Source organism: Psychrobacter sp. MF31 (assembly GCF_012847335.1).
Lineage (GTDB): Bacteria > Pseudomonadota > Gammaproteobacteria > Pseudomonadales > Moraxellaceae > Psychrobacter.
In genome coordinates, this window is sequence record NZ_JABBDX010000005.1 from 79,015 (window position 1) to 97,408 (window position 18,394).

General features: G+C 45.0%; 17 protein-coding genes. 16 read left to right on the forward strand and 1 reads right to left on the reverse strand.

The window, feature by feature from the left end; all coding sequences use genetic code 11:
- Window positions 1–15: 15 nt before the first annotated feature.
- The 6 genes from ccoN to HF322_RS08000 all read left to right on the forward strand — a co-directional run bounded on the left by ccoN (window position 16) and on the right by HF322_RS08000 (window position 5,950).
- Window positions 16–1,497, forward strand: a complete 1,482-nt coding sequence (ccoN, locus tag HF322_RS07975) for a cytochrome-c oxidase, cbb3-type subunit I (RefSeq protein WP_169392881.1) — start codon at window positions 16–18, stop codon at window positions 1,495–1,497.
- A 9-nt stretch (window positions 1,498–1,506) separates the two neighbouring features.
- Window positions 1,507–2,145, forward strand: a complete 639-nt coding sequence (gene ccoO / locus HF322_RS07980) for a cytochrome-c oxidase, cbb3-type subunit II (RefSeq protein WP_169392882.1) — start codon at window positions 1,507–1,509, stop codon at window positions 2,143–2,145.
- On the forward strand, window positions 2,145–2,324 hold the full coding sequence (locus HF322_RS07985) for a CcoQ/FixQ family Cbb3-type cytochrome c oxidase assembly chaperone (protein WP_169392883.1): 180 nt from the start codon (window positions 2,145–2,147) through the stop codon (window positions 2,322–2,324). Before ccoO ends, HF322_RS07985 begins: the two co-directional genes overlap by 1 nt.
- On the forward strand, window positions 2,324–3,505 hold the full coding sequence (ccoP, locus tag HF322_RS07990; protein ID WP_169392884.1) for a cytochrome-c oxidase, cbb3-type subunit III: 1,182 nt from the start codon (window positions 2,324–2,326) through the stop codon (window positions 3,503–3,505). Before HF322_RS07985 ends, ccoP begins: the two co-directional genes overlap by 1 nt.
- A gap of 361 nt (window positions 3,506–3,866) precedes the next feature.
- Complete coding sequence (ccoG, locus tag HF322_RS07995) at window positions 3,867–5,279, forward strand: cytochrome c oxidase accessory protein CcoG (protein ID WP_169392885.1); 1,413 nt, start codon at window positions 3,867–3,869, stop codon at window positions 5,277–5,279.
- 80 nt (window positions 5,280–5,359) lie between these two features.
- Window positions 5,360–5,950: a FixH family protein gene (locus HF322_RS08000; protein ID WP_169392886.1), complete on the forward strand. Its 591-nt coding sequence runs from the start codon at window positions 5,360–5,362 to the stop codon at window positions 5,948–5,950.
- 111 nt (window positions 5,951–6,061) lie between these two features.
- Here HF322_RS08000 and ttcA read toward each other — a convergent pair whose 3' ends face one another.
- The gene (ttcA, locus tag HF322_RS08005; protein WP_219848205.1) at window positions 6,062–7,030 is read right to left on the reverse strand and encodes a tRNA 2-thiocytidine(32) synthetase TtcA; all 969 of its coding nucleotides are present in this window, start codon (window positions 7,028–7,030) and stop codon (window positions 6,062–6,064) included.
- A gap of 286 nt (window positions 7,031–7,316) precedes the next feature.
- Here ttcA and queC point away from each other — a divergent pair, with 286 nt between their 5' ends.
- The 10 genes from queC (at window position 7,317) to HF322_RS08055 (ending at window position 18,363) form a co-directional block, all read left to right on the forward strand.
- The gene (gene queC / locus HF322_RS08010; protein ID WP_169392888.1) at window positions 7,317–8,093 is read left to right on the forward strand and encodes a 7-cyano-7-deazaguanine synthase QueC; all 777 of its coding nucleotides are present in this window, start codon (window positions 7,317–7,319) and stop codon (window positions 8,091–8,093) included.
- Window positions 8,094–8,256: 163 nt separating this feature from the next.
- The gene (locus HF322_RS08015) at window positions 8,257–8,586 is read left to right on the forward strand and encodes a hypothetical protein (RefSeq protein WP_169392889.1); all 330 of its coding nucleotides are present in this window, start codon (window positions 8,257–8,259) and stop codon (window positions 8,584–8,586) included.
- Between the two features lie 286 nt (window positions 8,587–8,872).
- On the forward strand, window positions 8,873–10,351 hold the full coding sequence (locus HF322_RS08020) for a dihydrolipoyl dehydrogenase (RefSeq protein ID WP_169392890.1): 1,479 nt from the start codon (window positions 8,873–8,875) through the stop codon (window positions 10,349–10,351).
- A 100-nt stretch (window positions 10,352–10,451) separates the two neighbouring features.
- Window positions 10,452–11,633, forward strand: a complete 1,182-nt coding sequence (locus HF322_RS08025; RefSeq protein WP_188211241.1) for a mechanosensitive ion channel family protein — start codon at window positions 10,452–10,454, stop codon at window positions 11,631–11,633.
- Between the two features lie 106 nt (window positions 11,634–11,739).
- Window positions 11,740–14,004, forward strand: a complete 2,265-nt coding sequence (gene rlmKL, locus HF322_RS08030) for a bifunctional 23S rRNA (guanine(2069)-N(7))-methyltransferase RlmK/23S rRNA (guanine(2445)-N(2))-methyltransferase RlmL (protein WP_169392891.1) — start codon at window positions 11,740–11,742, stop codon at window positions 14,002–14,004.
- A gap of 126 nt (window positions 14,005–14,130) precedes the next feature.
- Window positions 14,131–14,706, forward strand: a complete 576-nt coding sequence (locus HF322_RS08035; RefSeq protein WP_169392892.1) for a TerD family protein — start codon at window positions 14,131–14,133, stop codon at window positions 14,704–14,706.
- A gap of 217 nt (window positions 14,707–14,923) precedes the next feature.
- Window positions 14,924–15,997: a DUF475 domain-containing protein gene (locus tag HF322_RS08040; protein WP_169392893.1), complete on the forward strand. Its 1,074-nt coding sequence runs from the start codon at window positions 14,924–14,926 to the stop codon at window positions 15,995–15,997.
- 264 nt (window positions 15,998–16,261) lie between these two features.
- Window positions 16,262–16,837, forward strand: a complete 576-nt coding sequence (locus HF322_RS08045; protein ID WP_169392894.1) for a TerD family protein — start codon at window positions 16,262–16,264, stop codon at window positions 16,835–16,837.
- A 101-nt stretch (window positions 16,838–16,938) separates the two neighbouring features.
- Window positions 16,939–17,691: a TIGR00266 family protein gene (locus HF322_RS08050; RefSeq protein WP_169392895.1), complete on the forward strand. Its 753-nt coding sequence runs from the start codon at window positions 16,939–16,941 to the stop codon at window positions 17,689–17,691.
- 63 nt (window positions 17,692–17,754) lie between these two features.
- A complete protein-coding gene (locus HF322_RS08055; RefSeq protein WP_169392896.1) occupies window positions 17,755–18,363 on the forward strand; it encodes a TerD family protein in 609 nt (202 codons plus the stop codon).
- Window positions 18,364–18,394 lie beyond the last annotated feature (31 nt).

Consider the following 18,394-nt stretch of genomic DNA (forward strand, 5'->3'; position numbering starts at 1 on the left):
TAAAGGAATCATCCAATGAGTTTACAAAACACAGCAGTCGCCCCTGTTGACCGTGAGTACGAGATTACTGTCGTAAGATTCTTTACGATCATGGCGGTCGTTTGGGGCATCGTCGGCATGAGCCTTGGTGTGTTCATTGCTTCACAACTGGCATGGCCAGCGCTTAACTTTGATATCCCATGGCTGACATTTAGTCATTTAAGACCCCTTCATACCAACGCGGTAATTTTTGCGTTTGGCGGTTGTGCTTTATTTGCAACTTCTTATTACATCGTTCAAAGAACGTGTAAAACCAGATTGTTTGCGCCTTATTTAGCTTGGTTTACCTTTTGGGGCTGGCAAGCGGTCATTGTGGCGGCGGTCATCACCCTACCCTTAGGCCTTACGTCATCAAAAGAGTATGCTGAGCTTGAGTGGCCTATTGATATTTTAATTGCGCTGGTTTGGATCTCTTATGCCATCGTATTTTTTGGCACCCTAATCAAGCGTAAAACCTCGCACATTTATGTGGCGAACTGGTTTTTTGCCGCGTTCATCATTACGATTGCGCTACTTCACATCGTTAACAGCATGGCAATTCCGGTCAGCGCCTTTAAGTCGTACTCACTGTTTAGTGGGGCAACTGATGCGATGGTTCAGTGGTGGTATGGTCATAATGCGGTTGGGTTTTATTTAACCGCAGCGTTCCTTGGGATGATGTATTATTTCGTTCCGGTACAGATTGGTCGTCCTATTTATTCTTATCGTTTGTCGATCGTTCACTTTTGGGCATTGATTGCGTCTTACATGTGGGCAGGCGGTCACCATTTGCATTATTCAGCGCTTCCTGATTGGACGCAGTCTTTGGCAATGGTTTTCTCGGTTATTCTTTTTGCACCCTCTTGGGGCGGGATGATCAACGGCGTTCTGACGCTATCTGGCAGCTGGGACAAGCTTCGTACCGACCCGATCATCCGCTTTATGATTGTGGCACTATCGTTCTACGCCATGTCGACGTTTGAAGGTCCAATGATGTCGATCAAAACGGTCAACGCGCTTTCGCACAACACGGACTGGACTGTAGGTCACGTTCACTCAGGCGCACTTGGCTGGGTTGGAATGATCACGATCGGCTCACTTTATGTCTTGTTACCTCGTATTTATAACAAGCCTAAAATGTATTCCATCAGCTTGATCACCACCCACTTTTGGCTGGCAACTGCCGGAACGATTTTTTACATCGTTTCAATGTGGATCTCAGGAATCGGTCAAGGCATGATGTGGCTTGCCACCAACCCTGATGGCACGCTGGTTTATAGCTTCGTTGATACGGTTGAATTCTCGCATTTCCCTTATATCGGTCGTGCGTTTGGCGGCTTATTATACGTTTCAGGGATGTTTGTGATGGCGTATAACTGTTATAAAACCTTGAAAATGCCTGAAGGAAAACCCGTGAGTGTGGCCGATCCTACGGATCATGAACCCAGTGTCGATGAGTCACAGACAGCTAAAGTGTAAGGAGCAATCATGGCTGGTATTCCGCATGAAATAATCGAAAAAAATACAGGCTTGTTGGTCATCTTTATCGTGATTGCGATTAGCTTTGCAACTTTGGTTGAAATCGTACCGCTCATTTATGATCACAAAGCGCCTGAAGAAGGCGGGGTCAACACCCCAATGCCTTCGATGAAGCCTTGGACGGCGCTTGAGTTTGAAGGTCGTGATATTTATATCCGTGAAGGCTGTCACGTTTGTCATACCCAAATGGTGCGCCCACTTCGAGCTGAAGTTGAGCGTTATGGACCTTATTCACGTGCCGCTGAATCTACTTGGGATCACCCCTTCTTGTGGGGCTCAAAGCGTACCGGTCCTGATCTTGCGCGCGTTGGTGGTCGTTATTCTGAAGATTGGCAAAAGCAGCACTTGATCGATCCGCGCTCATTGGTTCCTGAATCAGTGATGCCAGGATTCCCATGGCTTGCCACCAATGAAGTCAATGGTACAAACGTGCAAACCAAAATGCGACTGTTCCGCGATCGCTTTGGGGTTCCTTATACCGAAGAGGATATCGAAGGCGCGCCAGATGCGGTTCAAGGGGCAACAGAGCTTGACGCCTTGGTCGCCTACTTACAGCAGCTTGGTACCGCGATGGAAGGACAGCGCTAATGGGAATTGGTGAATTACAAACAATTGCGACAGTTTCAGCATTCATTGCTTTTGTGGCGGTCGCTTGGTGGGCGTATTCGCCAAAAAATAAAAAACGCTTCGAAGAAGATGCACAACTTGCGCTTGATGATGAGGTAGAGCCTACCTCATCGGATGAGACGCGCAATAAGGATAAATGATGACATTTTTTTGGAGTTCTTGGATCACCGTATTAAGTCTTATGTGCTGGCTTGGCATCCTTGGGGTCTTATTATTTGTATTAAAATATAGACCCAGTGTCGAGGACGACGGAACGACCGGTCATACTTATGACGGCATTCAAGAATACGACAAACCACTGCCAAAATGGTGGCTTGTGATATTTTTTGGGTCGATCGCTTGGGGCGCTGTGTATTGGGTATTTTTCCCAGCTATTTTCCCCTCGCACTGGAAAGGCATCTCAACCGTTGAAGTGGACGGCGAAACCGTGCCTTGGACCTCACGAAACGAGCTGTTTAGTGATCTTGAGAGCAACAACAAAGTTTTTACTGACAACTTTGAAAAAAGTATTTTGGCAAAAGCGGGCGCTAGCGGCGCAACCTCAACGCTAAAATCGTTGTCTGAAATGCAAGAAACTTTGCGCAAAAATGACAAGCCACCAGCAGATTTACAAGCCAACATTGACACCAAAATCAATGAGCTTGGACCTTACGTTGAAAAGCTTGCTGCTGACCCAAATGCGCTTAAAGTGGGCAGCCGCTTATTTTTGCAAAACTGTGCCGTTTGTCATGGTTCAAACGCTAAAGGTGCAACCGGCTATCCAAACCTTACTGATAACGACTGGCTGTATGGCGGCGAAGCTCAAAACATCTTGACTACCCTTCATAAAGGTCGCGTTGGTGGAATGCCTGCTTGGCGTGATCAAATCGGTGAAGATGGCGTTCGCGCAGCTTCTGAATACGTATTGTCGCTGTCCTCAAATCACGGCAACAAAGCCAATTTGCCACTTGATAAAACCCTTGTAACCCAAGGCGAGGCAATTTTCAAGCAGCAATGTGCGCTTTGTCATGGTGAAAATGCAAAAGGTATGCACTCAACGGGCGCGCCAAACTTAACCGATAATATTTGGTTGTATGGCGGCGATCGTGAAACGGTTCGTGATACCTTGCGTTATGGTCGAGCGGGCGTCATGCCTGAATGGGAAACGAAACTTGGTAATGAGCGTATCATGCTGCTTGCCGCTTATGTTTACTCCCTATCAGATCGCGGCGCGCAAACTGACAATACCAAAGTCCCTGCCAATACCACAGCGCCAAAAGCTGCCAAACCTGCAGCCGTTAAGCAAGATGCTGAAGAAAAAGTAGTGGTAAAAGAAAGCTAATCTTATTTATTGTAATGACTATAAATTAAGGAGACCTGATCATTCAGATCTCCTTTTTTATTGATAATTTTTACTAATTAATTATTTAATGCCATTTATGGTGATTAGACGCCAAATGATAGACAGCTCAAGGCTTGGGCTTTATTATTTAATTTTAAATAATAATTGATTTTTGCCAAAATTGCCCCATTTATCATTCAGGTGATGCTACACTATCACCAAGCTTTTTTTACCTTTTGTCGTTCATTGAAAGCTTAGGCTCTCAACTGACATTGATAACATCGTAACGCCCAGCATTGCAAGATCACGCTCTTTGTTACCCATGCCAGCAGACTGATTCTTTTTTTAAAGAGGCAAGTTTATGTCAGCACCACAACCCAATAGAATTCCTATTCACGAGGTCGATTTAAACGCGGATAAAAAGCGCGTTCATCCCCGATTTGTTAAAGGTTTTTATCAAAACATTCGGGTGATTAGTATGTATGCGCTGCTGGCGTTGTTTTTGATTTTACCTTGGCTGCGCTTTAATGGTCGCCAAGCGATTTGGTTTGATGTGCCCTCGCAGCATTATTACATTTTTGGGTTGACCTTTTTGACCCAAGACTTTTATTTCATTGCCATTTTTGCCATTATTGCCGCATTCACTTTGTTTTTGGTGACCGTTTACGCAGGTCGCGTTTGGTGCGGTTACGCCTGTCCGCAAACCATTTGGACACACCTTTATCAGCACGTTGAAAAATGGGTGATCGGCGATCGCAACAAGCGAATGAAGTTTGACAAAGAGCCGATGAGTGCTTCAAAAGTTTTAAAGCGGCTTTTGGTTTATTTTATTTGGTTTGTTTTGTCCGTCATCACTGCGGCAACCTTCGTCAGTTATGTGGCTGGGACTGACTTTTTATACCACAGCTGGCAGCTACTTGGCGGCGTGATTCCGATTCCTGATTGGCCGGTTTGGGTTTGGGTATCGATGTTTATTTTTACCTTTGCCACTTATGCCAATGCTGGTTACATGCGTGAGCAGATGTGTATCCAAATCTGCCCTTATGGTCGCTTTCAAAGCGTGATGTTTGATAAAGACACGTTGATTGTCTCTTATGATTATGAACGCGGTGAACCTCGCGGCGCTCGTAAAAAAGGCACGCATCCGGACAATCTTGGTGACTGCGTTGAATGTACCATGTGCGTTCAGGTGTGCCCAACAGGTATCGATATCCGCGAAGGCTTGCAGGTGGCTTGTATCCAATGCGCAGCTTGCGTTGATGCTTGTAATGAAATCATGGACAAAGTTGGCTATCCGCGCGGTTTGATTCGCTACACCACCGAGCGACAATTGGCAGAAAAAGAAAAGAGCCGACTGCTGCGACCACGACTGTTTGCTTATTTGGCGCTGTTAGCCATTTTGATCGGTGGTCTGGTTTATGCGCTTACCGGTCGTGTGCCGCTTGAGATTGACATTCGCCGTGACCGCAATCAGTTGTCCTCAACCAACGCCCAAGGGATGATTGAAAACAGCTATATTGTGAAGCTGACCAACAAAACCCAAGAGCCGCACAACTATAAGCTGACTTTAGAGCCACAAAAAGGCTTAAGCTTACAGCTTCGATTCAATGAAGTTCCGCTTGATGCGGGCGAAAGCTTTGATATGCCGGTTAGCATTTATGGTGATCCTGCAGTGGTTGAGTCAGGACAAACGCCTGTGACCTTAACTGTGACCAGCGAAGATGGTAAATACAATGTTAGCAAACAAAATATCTTTACCACCCAAGGTCAATAATTTTTGAAATTAGCGTTTAGGATAGCTTCTGTCCTAAGCGCTCCCCCCTTTTGGCAAGACGTCAATACGATAGGTAACTTATGGCAACTCAACAGCAATCATCAAACTTTAAGCACCAAGACCGCCAGCCGTGGTACAAAAACTATATGGTGATCATTTTTGTGATTGGCATGCCGCTATTTGTGGTGGTGGCGTGCCTTTGGTTTGTATATTACTCCTATCAGATTCGCGACAGTGTGGTTCGCGATGACTGGTATATGGATGGCAAAACGCTTTATCATGACATCTCACGTGACAAATTGACCTATGATTTAGACCTTCGCGGCGATCTCAAGTTTGCGCCCAATGGCGATGTGACGTTTTATCTGAACTATCCTGAAGAAAGCCTACAATCTGGAAAGCTGCTCAATGGTGACCCCCTCACCTATCCGGACAAGCTTGAATTGTCCATCTCGCACGCCACCGACATCCATAAAGACCGCGATACGATTTTGACCCACCAAAGCGGTAACAAATACAGCGCTCATGTGGATTTGGATGCGACCAAAGGCAAATATTACTTGCAAGTCAGCTATGATGGCAAAGATGATTGGCGGATGCAGGATGTGGCAAAACTTCCACGCGCTGAGATCAGCTTTAGCCCGCTTCCGGTTTTTGAAAAGCACTCTTAAAAAACCACTCTTAATTAAGCCAATTAAGCGATTAAATAAAAAAGCCAGCACGAGTTTTGCTGGCTTTTTTTATCATGACGTTTTTATAAAATAGATAATGCCGCCAAAAAATTAAATTAGTGGATTAACCGTTGGGATTTTTTGGGGGCTTTTTTGACGTTGGCTTTCAGCAAATTTAGGATTAAAGGTTTGCGATTGCGGGGCGGTTGGTAAGCCAATTTCAGCTAAGCTTTCAAGCTGACCGGCTTGGATATTTTCACCTTCAAATAATCGCTCACTGTCATCGCGATCAAGGCTTAAATTTTCAAAATCAAAAAATTCGCGATCCGCAAGTTGTGAGGGCGCAACGTTTTGTAGCGCTTTAAAAATGGACGCCAAGCGCTGCGGATGCGCATTGTCCCAGTCTTTGAGCATGTCATTGATGATGGCGCGCTGAAGGTTTTTTTGGCTGCCGCAAAGGTTACATGGAATAATAGGAAAGTTTTTATAGCGCGCGTATTTGATGATGTCTTTTTCTTCGACATAAGCTAAAGGGCGGATCAAAATGTTTTGCTTATCATCGCTTAACAGCTTTGGTGGCATGGCTTTGAGCGCGCCGCCATGAAACAAGTTTAAAAAAAACGTCGCCAAAATATCATCGCGGTGATGACCTAATGCCACTTTGGTCGCGCCAATTTGTTTGGCAAAACCATAAAGCGAGCCACGGCGCAATCGCGAGCACGCTGAGCAATACGTTTTACCTTCAGGAACCACGCTTTTGACGATGCTATAAGTGTCTTTTTCTAAAATATAATGGGCAATGCCTTGCTCGTTGAGATAGTTTGGTAACACATCTTCAGGGAATCCAGGCTGCTTTTGATCAAGGTTGACCGCCACAATATCAAAATTGATGGGCGCAATACGCTTGAGCAGCAGCAAAATATCCAGCAAGGTGAAGCTGTCTTTGCCGCCTGAGATGCAAACCATGACCACATCGCCGTCTTCAATCATATTAAAATCGCGAATCGCCCAAGATACTTGCTTGCGCAATTTTTTTTGCAGCTTTTTAAAGCGTACAGAATCAGGATCAGCGGCTGCCATGGCTGCCAACTCTTGAGCATCGTCTTGAGCGTCATCAAAGCTTGGCTCAGGGCTTTTGTCATCAAAATTAAACTTATGATTTTGGCTTGGAACAAATAAGGTAGCGGCACTCATAACAGTCTCAATAGTGGCAATCATCAAAGGCGCTGATTATAGCAAATTTTGCTAAGCGATTGAAAATATGCTGATATTGATTGGCTTATTAATGCCTGTATTGATTAAGACGGTGTTGTCTAATCAGCAATTTTGTTAGAATAACCGTTTATCTTTTATAGTGATGATAATAATGACGGCAATTACAGAAACTTCTCATCAGCCAACCTTAAACCAAGATGATGCGGCAACTCAAAATGCAGTGGTGCTGCTATCCGGCGGTCTTGATTCGGTCACATGTTTGTATTGGGCGCAAAAAAAATTCAATCAAGTCACGGCGATCAGCTTTGATTACGGTCAGCGCCATAACAGCGAGCTTGAGGCAGCAAAAATGATTGCCCGTGAGGCTGGCGTTTCACATCGGATAATCAACATTGATATTGCTCAGCTTGGCGGCTCATCTTTAACTGACCACAGCATGAGCATTCCTGATGGCGACACAAGCAAATTTGCCAGCCACTCAGAAGATCACATTGACGATAACGACGCCATTCCAAACACCTACGTTCCGGCGCGAAACACCATCTTTTTATCCTACGCATTAGCCGTTGCTGAAGTTACCAATGCCAATCATATCGTCATTGGCGTCAGCTCCATTGATTATTCAGGATATCCTGATTGCCGACCTGAGTTTATCGCCGCGTTTGAGCGCTTGGCAAACCTTGCCACCAAAGCGGGCGTGACAGGTCAGCATTTATTTGTGCAAACTCCATTGCAACAGCTGTCAAAAGCACAAACCATTGAGCTTGGACTTAGCCTTGGCGTCGATTACAGCAAAACGATTTCTTGCTATCAAGCGGACAGCCAAGGTCAAGCTTGCGGTGTTTGCGACAGCTGTACCCTTCGCCGGCAAGGGTTTTTGGACGCGGGCGTTACCGATCCGACCCGATATCAACGCTCCGCCTTTTAAAAGGATTTTCACAATCGCGTAACATTCACTTTCATCATTACAGCAGGGCGGCAGTTTTCATCACGCCCAAACCTTGCTATGGTGAGAGCGATTTTTTGGTTATATTCAATAGCGATATTCAAGCCTTTATTCTTAACTTAATCTCGCTCACGAGAGGAACTCTATGAAGCTGTTGCAAATCCTACCTTTAGCGGCGCTTGGTTTTATCGCCATGCCTCAAGCCAACGCTTTGGACATCAAACAAAACAACATCAACCAGTGCGTTGAAGGCGCGGTCAAATATAAAGTGGCTAACAAAGCCACCGCAACCAAACTTTGTAACTGCACCATCAATGTTCGCAGCAAAATGACCATTGGTCAAATGTGGGAAATCGAAAGCTACGCGCAAAGCAAAAAAGACCCATCAACCCTGCCTTATGTTAAAAAAATGCAAAGCGACTTGCAGCAATGCACCAAAGGTCTTGACTTGAAGCCACCTCAAAAACCATCCTAAGTATTGGCTGTTAAGACTTAGTTATAAATCATCATAGATAATGAACAAGAAAAGGTTGGCTTCGGTCAGCCTTTTTTTCTTTTGATAAAAAACACTTTAACAACTTTATTTAAAAACCTTTTTTAAAATAAAGCGCATTAAAAATAGCCGTCACAGTTTTGCAACAGCAAGCTACTTTGATTCGGCTGATTTACTTAGTGTTTCATTATACTATGACGGAACAACTATAAAAATTTTGACCCGTTTGTTTTTACTATGGTCGCAAATAATAACTATTGAGAGTCTTATGAATCAAAATAATGCCCAACAAGATAACCCTATTGAAAATACTGCCAGCCGTCATGTTGCCGTTGCCATCATTGGTGCAGGAACTGCGGGGCAAAATGCGTTTCGCCAAGCTCAAAAAACCACAGAAAATATCGTCATTATTAATGATGGCTTTTGGACAACCACTTGCGCAACTGTAGGCTGTATGCCAAGCAAGCTTTTGATTGCTGCTGCCGAGCGCGCTCATGATGCCAAGCATTCAGAAGCATTTGGGATCACCAATGACGTTCACATCGATGGCAAACAGGTGATGAAGCGCGTTCAAAATGAGCGGGATTATTTTACCCAAAACATTCAAAAACGCGTTGAAGATTGGGATGCCAGTAAAAAAATCGAGGGCAAAGCTTGGATTAATCACGATGGCATTATTGAAGTCAATCATGAAAAAATCAAAGCCGATAAAGTTATTATTGCAACTGGAAGCTCGCCGTTTGTCCCAGAGGGCTGGTCGGATAAATTAAAAGACAAACTGCTGACCTCCGATTCCGTTTTTGAATTGACAGATTTGCCAAAGTCGCTTGCGGTCATTGGTGCAGGAGCAATCGGTCTTGAGCTTGCGCAAGCGTTTTCGCGGCTTGGAGTAGCGGTCACTTTATTTAATCAAAAATCACAAGTTGGCAGTTTAATTGATGAGGCGATCAATCACAAAGCGATAGATTGTTTTTCCTCCGAGCTGACCTTGCAGTTAGGAAGTAAAATCACTGAGGTTGGCATCGATCCAGATGACAGCGCCGTTGTCCAATTTGACGATCATGACGATCATTCACAAAGTTGGCGCGGTGATTTTGTTCTTGTTGCAACGGGTCGGCGCAATCATCTCAAAGCGCTTGGTATTGAAAACTTAGGCGTCAAGCTTGATGACAAAGAGCGCCCCATTGATTTGAATATTAATACCGGTCAAATTGGTGAGTTGGAAGTTTACGTTATCGGCGATGCCAACGCGCATTTGCCGCTGCTGCATGTGGCAAGTGATGAGGGTTTTAGCGCCGGAAGTGCCGTTTGCCGAAATAATTTTGGCGCTTATATCCGCGCCCCTGCCATTCCGATGTCGATTATTTTTACTGCGCCGCAAATTGCCAATGTCGGCAAGTCGTTAATTGACATCAAAAATGCCAATTTAAATTTTGTAGTTGGTAAAGTCAGCTTTGATAATCAAGGTCGCAGCCGGATTATGGGCGTTAATTGCGGTCTTTTGCATATTTACGCTTGTAAAGAGACAGATCGGATTTTGGGCGCAAGTATGGTCGCCCCTGACGCGGAATATTTGGCGCACATTTTAGCGATTGCCATCACCAATCAGCTGAGCGTTAAACAGCTTCTTGATGCGCCATTTTATCACCCAACCATTTTGGAGGGGCTTCGTACTGCGCTTCGAGACATTCAATTAAAAATGAAAATCCCCTATCAAACTGAGGACAGTAAAGGCGATGGCTTTTAATCAATCATTATTGCTGCGCATTTTTTGTTACAATAGCGCTTAATCGTTTGGCAGTTTTAACTTTTTTGTTTTATGGCTTATAAAAGGCATTAATGGCATTATGGCAATCGCTGGAATTACTGATTTTTTTAAAGAAATTGGTTGGGATTTATACACCAGTTTGTACCTTGCCATTGGCGGCTCTTTGGAGGAGGATTCGCGTGATTGGACATCGCGAGCGGTTGAGCTTGCCAGCACCGCGATTAAAATTTTAATTTTGCTTGCCGTTTTGGGATTTATTTATTGGTTGGCAACGTATCTTCTTAAAAAAAATAAAACCCGAATCCGACTTAACGAGCGCCGATTGGGAATTATCCGCTCAGTGCTGCGCTATATGTGGATTGTGGCAAGTTTGATTGCGATTATGAGCCAAATTAATATCGCCCCTGCCACGGTCAAAGCGACCGCAAAGGCAAGTATTTGGGCGGGGATTTATTATGTACTTTGGACATCGTCGGGGCACATCATCCATAAGATTTTGCAACATTATGGTTTAAGCGCGTCCATTGAGCAGTTATTAAAAAATATTTTATCGGTGCTGATTTTGGTGCTTGGACTGGCAAGCGTATTGGCACAATTTGGCTTTGATATCGTCTCGCTGGTTGCCGGTCTTGGGATTGTCGGTTTAGCCGTCGGTTTTGCCGCGCAATCAACGCTTGCCAACTTTATTGCTGGCATCACCATTTTGCTTGAGCAGTCGTTTCAGGTCGGCGATTGGATCAGTATTAATGACAAAGAAGGTCGCGTGGTGGTCATCTCATTGCGAACGACGCATATTTTAACCCGCGATAACGTCACCGTGATTATTCCTAATGCCACTATGGCATCCTCTGAGGTGGTTAATTTAACGTCTAAAAACTTCGTCCGCTTTGATATTAAAGTCCGGATTGCTTTTGAAGACGACATTGCCAATGCCCGCGAGGTCATTTTAAACGTATTAAGCGATACCGATGTGGTACTTACGCGACCTGAATCATCGGCAACGGTTTCTGAAATTGGCGATTACGGGGTGTTTTTTATCGTCAGGTTTTGGGTGAAACCGGCATCCGTTGCCCGAATTCCTAAAATCAAAGAAGATTTATACGAGCATATTAAAGTTGCCTTTGATGCGGCTAATATTTCAACGCCTTATCCACATATGCGCCTGTTGATGCCAAAAGATGTGGAGTATCCCATCCCAACCAAACCCTTTGCCACCACGGTTCAAGTCACTGAACCAAACGATGCTAATCCCTCCTCGTAACTCAGTGGCGCCGGTGATCTTAGCCAATCTATCCAAAAAGCTGCCAAGTTATCGCTTATAAACTGTGCTAAAATGACAGGATTTGTAAGCTAACTTTTGGTCAGGAATGTGTATGACAACTCCCGCTCGCCCTTTGCAACCCTTTATCATCACTTGCGCCGATGGTCTTGAGCTGCCACTTCAAACCGAACTTGCAAGCTTTGGGGTCAACAGCGAGATTAAAAGCACCGGCAGGTTGTCCGTTGACGGCACGATTAAAGAGTTATATACCATTTGTCTGTGGTCGCGGGTGGCGTCGCGGGTTTTGTTGCCGATCAAACGCAAAAATATCAATACCGAGTATGACGTTGCCGAGCAGTTATACGGCTTAGCAAAGTCGGTCGATTGGTGCGATCAGTTTGGTGTTGAGGATACCTTTGCCATTCGCTTGTCGGTCGATAAACGCGTGGCGGTCAATCAGCAATTTGCTATGCTGCGAATTAAAGATGCCATTGCCGACACCTTTAATGAAAAAATGGGCGCAAGACCCAGTGTGGATAGCCGTCAGCCGGATTTTGCGATTTTTGCAACGGTCAATGACAAGCAAGCCGAGCTTTATCTTGATTTGTCCGGAACGAGCCTTCATCGCCGTGGCTACCGCGTGGCAATGACCGAGGCGCCATTAAAAGAAAACCTTGCCGCTGCCCTACTTTATAGCGCAGGTTGGCACGAAAAAGACCAAAAGACGAAGCTTGATGCGCTGATTGATCCAATGTGCGGTTCAGGAACCTTTATCATCGAAGCGCTACTCATGCACTGTGATTATCCGGTGGGCATTGACAAAGCCGCTCGGCAATTTGGCTTTTATCACTGGCAGCATCATGATGAGGCGCTTTGGCAATCGATGATTGAGACCGCGCAATCACGATTTGAAACAGCGCTTGCCCAAGCGATTAACACTCCTGAAACACTGCCCTTTATTGCCGCTTTTGATGCGGATATCGGCGCAATCATTGCCACTCAAAAAAACTTGATTGCCGCAGGACTTCAAGATTTACTGCCGAATCTCACCATTGAGCAGCGAGCCTTAAACCAGCTTCAAGGTAGATTGAAAGTCTTTATCAAGGATGACCGATTTACCCGACCGTTAATCATCACCAACCCGCCTTATGGTGAGCGCTTAGGAACGGAAGACAGCATCCGACCGCTGTATCAAGGTTTGGGACTGATGCTTCAAGACAGCTTTATTGGCACGCCCATCACGCCGATGCTTGGGATTTTGGCAGCGAAGGTTGAGCAAGCGGACGTGCTCCCCATTATTGAGCCGCAAACGCTGCGCTGTCATAACGGCGCAATTACCGTTTATTTTCGCTTTGGCAAGCTCAATAAAGTTAAGCCTGACAATTTAATTACCCGTTTTGAAAAGCGCGAGATTCAAAGTGAAGAAGCTCAAGACTTTATCAATCGCTTGCAAAAAAATCTTGGTAAATTAAAAAAACAAGCTCAAAAAGAGGGCGTGACCTCCCTTCGGGTTTACGATGCTGATTTGCCAGATTTTAAAGTGGCGATTGACGTTTATGGTGATTACGTTCACGTTCAAGAGTACGCGCCGCCAAAAAGCATCCCCCCTGAAACTGCCAAAAAGCGCTTTAATTTGGCGCTGCTTGGCATCCGTGAAGTGCTTGGCGTCAACCGTGAGCAGGTGTTTATCAAAACGCGAGCTCGCCAATCGGGGAATGAGCAATACCGCAAGCAAAATACCACCGAAAAGCGCGGCAAATTTTATATCGTTAAAGAAGATGGCGCTTATTTTTATGTTAACTTTACCGATTATTTAGATACCGGATTGTTCCTTGACCACCGCAATATGCGAGCTCGCGTTAAAGCGGCAAGCGCGAACAAATTGGTGCTCAACTTATTTGCTTATACCTGTACCGCCAGCGTTCACGCGGCAATGGGTGGTGCAAAAAAAGTCACCAGCGTAGATTTGTCACAAAACTATCTCGATTGGGGCAAACAAAATTTTGCGCTCAACGGTTTGGACGTCATGGGAAGCAAATTCAACTTTGAGGCGGCAGATATTTTTGAGTGGATTAAAAGCAATACCGAGCAATTTGATGTGATTTTTATTGACCCGCCAACCTTTTCAAACTCCAAAAAGTTTCAAGGAACGTTTGACGTTCAGCGCGACCATTCAGCATTGATCAATCGCGCGATGAACCGCTTGAGTGCAGGCGGCGTATTGTATTTTTCTAATAACTTTACCCGATTTGAATTGGATGAAAATCTGCGCGAGCGCTATGAGGTGATTGATATTACACCTCAGACCATCGGTTTTGACTTTAATCCTAAAAAGCCGATTCACCAAAGCTTTGAGATTCGCCACCGCTAATCAGGTCTGTATTTAAAATTTTGTTGATTAAAAAACTTTCGATGGCGCAATCGGCTTTGATTGCGCCATTTTTTGTTGCTATGATAGAAAGATTATTTTTATTCACAATGACAATAAGGACAACTTATGGCGTTATCTCTTAGTAAAGGCGGCAATTTATCGCTCACCAAAACTGACCCTACCCTAAACAAACTATTAATCGGTCTTGGTTGGGATGAGCGCGCAACCTCAGGGGCGGAGTTTGACTTGGACGCTAGCGTATTTTTGCTCAGCAATGCCGGAAAAGTTCGCGGTGATCATGATTTTATTTTTTATAACCAGTTAAAATCGGACAACGGCGCGGTTGAGCATACCGGCGACAACCGAACGGGTGAAGGTGATGGCGACGATGAGGTCATCAAAGTTAACCTTGCACAAGTTCCTATGGATGTCGATAAAATCGTGGTAACGGTCACCATTCATGACGCTGCCGTCCGTAATCAAAACTTTGGTCAAGTGGCAAACGCCTTTATCCGCGTGGTGAACGAAGATACCGGCGCTGAAGTCGTTCGCTTTGACTTGGCAGAAGACTATTCGGTGGAAACGGCGATGGTCTTTGGCGAAGTTTACCGTCACAACGGCGAGTGGAAATTCCGAGCGGTCGGTCAAGGCTACTCTGGCGGTCTGCAAGCCATGTGTCATCAGTATGGCGTCAATATTTAATTTAAGAGTCGGGTTTTATCTTAAATCAGCTAACTTTTGTGGTTTGAATTGCCAAAATAGTTTGCAAAATAGCGACAATTTACGCTAGCAAATTTTTGTTAAATGCTTTATGTTGCATTAAGGATTATTAAAGAAAGTGGCTCTCATTGAGCCACTTTTTTGTAATTTTGGGCGGTAATAATCTGACGATACATTTTGTAACCAGACAGGATATGTCATGAGACATTTTTATTTAGACTTTATATTTACAGCAATTGCACTTGCGGTGGCGTCGTGGTGGGGCTATTCCCACGGCGGTTTAGGAGGGCTGATCACCGCGCTGTCGATTACCGCAATTTTGGCGGTGATGGAAATCTCACTGTCGTTTGATAACGCGGTGGTTAACGCGTCCGTGCTTAAGCATTGGGACAAATTTTGGAAGATGATCTTTTTAACCGTCGGGATTTTGATTGCCGTTTTCGGGATGCGTCTGGTGTTCCCGATTGTGATTGTGGCGGTGACGGCGGATCTTGGGATGATGGAAGTGGTCAATTTGGCGCTTTACAACCCTACCGAATACTCACAAAAATTGCTTGCACACCATGCAGAAATCTCAGCATTTGGCGGGATGTTCTTGTTACTGGTGTTCTTAAACTTCTTGTTTGATGACAAAGAGGTGCATTGGTTTGACTGGCTTGAAGGTCGCTTAGCAAGATTTGGTCAAGTTGATGCTATGAGCGTGTTTGTGGCGCTGGCGATTTTGGTATTGTCCCTGTCTTGGGTCGATGATGCTAAAGATTCAGTTGTCTTGATGGCAGGAATTTGGGGCATTTTGATTTATCTTGGCGTTCAAGTGGTATCGAACATGCTTGAAGGCGATTTGGAAGAAACCGAAGAAGCTGCCGAGCAAGGTAACGCGGCTGCCGCCGGAAGCGCCATTATGAAAGGAGGGATTGCAGGGTTTTTATATTTAGAAGTGCTTGATGCGTCGTTCAGTTTTGATGGCGTGATTGGCGCGTTTGCGATCACCAATGATGTGATTATCATCATGCTAGGACTTGCCATCGGGGCGATGTTTGTGCGATCAATGACCATCTTTTTGGTGGACAAAGGCACGCTTGATGAGTTCATCTACCTTGAGCACGGCGCGCATTATGCCATCGGCGCACTTGCCATCATTATGCTGCTGTCCATGCGCTTTGAAGTTCCTGAACTGGTCACCGGACTGATCGGCATTGCCTTTATTGGTTGGGCGCTTTTTGCGTCTATCAAGCATCGAAAGCTTGAAGCAAAAACGACCACGCTTGAATAATTTTTGGCGATTATTTCATCAAAAGCAGACTGTATTTTAAAATAGGGTCTGCTTTTTTATGCTTAGTCTTTTATGGTTAGTTTTTTCCTATAACAATTTTAAAATTTGACGGTAAAAATTGCTTAAGATTGCAAAACTTTAGCACAAAATTTGGCTTGCGAGCCTCTGCCCGCTCAAGTATAGTTAATGGCAATAAGCGGCTCAAGTTGAGCAAAGCTTACGTTCAATCATTAAAATAAATTCATTTTATATAAAGGACATCTTATGGCGATCAGCTTAACCAAAGGCGGCAACGTCAACTTATCAAAAGAAGCTCCAGGGCTTACCAACATTACTGTAGGTCTTGGTTGGGACCCACGTGCCACCGACGGTCAAGATTTTGACTTAGACGCGATTGGCTTTTTGCTTAATGATGCCGGAAAAGTTCGTAATGATAGCGACTTTATCTTTTTTAACAACTTAAAATCAGACAACGGCGCGGTTGAACATACCGGCGATAACCGAACTGGCGAAGGCGCCGGTGATGACGAAACCATCAAAGTTAATCTTGCCAGCATCCCAAGCGATGTCAACAAAGTTGCCGTTTGCGCCATTATTTATGACGGTCAAACCCGTAACCAAAACTTTGGTCAAGTTAGTGACGCTTATATCCGTATTGTCAATGACAATGGCGGCTCTGAGATCGCCCGATATGATCTTTCTGAAGACAGCAGCACTGAAACCGCGATGATCTTTGGTGAACTCTATCGCCACAATGGTGACTGGAAATTCCGCGCGGTGGGTCAAGGCTTTAGCGGTGGTTTAGGACCTTTAGCTGCCTCTTACGGCGTTAATGTCTAATTGATTTATCGCCTTTATTTGCCATCAAATGCTAGCGTGGTGTTTGGTGGCTTTATTTTATCAGTTTTAATGTTATAAAAAGATCAAGATAGGATGGCATTATGGCGGCAACGTTTAGCATGATTGGCACGATTGAACCATTTTTACATTGCAACTTAAAAAAAGGCGACGCGATATTTTGTGAAGCCAATGCCATGGTCATGATGGAGTCAAACCTTGAATTAAAAGGTAAGCTTCAAGGCGGCATTATGCAGTCACTCATGCGCCGATTTGCCAATGACGAGTCGCTGTTTCAGCAGCAAATCGAGGCGGTTCATGGTGAAGGCGACTGCTTACTTGCGCCAACCCTCGATGGCGATATGCAGATTTTGGATGTGGGCGCTTGCCAATATACGCTCAGCGATGGCGCGTTTGTCGCTGCGCAATCCGGCGTTGATATCCGAGCGCAAATTCAGCGTAACCTTGGTGGCGCGCTTTTTGGTGATACCGGCGGCTTTATGGTCATGCAAACGCACGGCTCAGGTCAAGTGGTGGTGTCAGGGTTTGGCTCTTTATTTGAAATTGAAGTCACCCCCGACAAAGATGTCATTATCGATAACGGTCACGTCGTTTGTTGGGATTCAAGGCTTGATTATAAACTGTCAGTATCGACCAGTAAAAATAAAGGCTTTATGGGCAATATCATCAACTCGGTGACCAGTGGCGAGGGCATGGTATTAAACTTTTCTGGCAGTGGTAAAGTAGTGATTTGCTCACGCAACCGCGACAGCTACCAAACTTGGCTACAAAGTATTTTTGGAACAAATTCGGGCGGTCGCGGCGGCAGTAATGGCTTTTTAAACAATATTTTATAACGTCGCTCTTGATAAAGCACTTTTTAAAAATTCAAAAACAATGACCATCATAAGGAGAACATTATGGCAGTAAGCTTACAAAAAGGGCAAAAAATCTCGCTTGCCAAAGAAGCCGGCGGCGAATTAAATCGCGTGAAACTTGGTCTTGGTTGGGATGTGGCAACCCAAAGCGCCCCGCAAAAATCAGGACTGCTTGGTAAGCTATTTGGTGGTGGTGTTGGCGGTAGCTCCATCGACCTTGACGCGTCTTGCATTATGTTTGATGCCAACAAAAAGCAGGTCGATGCCATTTGGTTTAGCCAATTGCAATCTAAAGATGGCAGCATTATCCATTCCGGCGACAACCGAACGGGCGCGGGCGACGGCGATGATGAGGTCATCAAGGTTGATTTATCACGCGTTCCAAGCAACGTCACCGCGCTTGTCTTTACCGTCAACAGCTTTACGGGTCAAAGCTTCGATAACGTTGCCAACGCGTTTTGCCGCCTCGTTGATGCCAATAACAATCAAGAAGTGGCGCGCTACGACTTGTCCGCTCAAGGCAGCCATACCGCATTGATTATGGCAAAAGTTTATCGCCATAACAACGAGTGGAAAATGCACGCCATTGGCGAAATTGCCACGGGTCGCACCTTTCACGACTTAATGCCAGCGATTGTGCCGTTTGTTTAAGCCATTTTTTCTAAATTTTAATATCATTCCG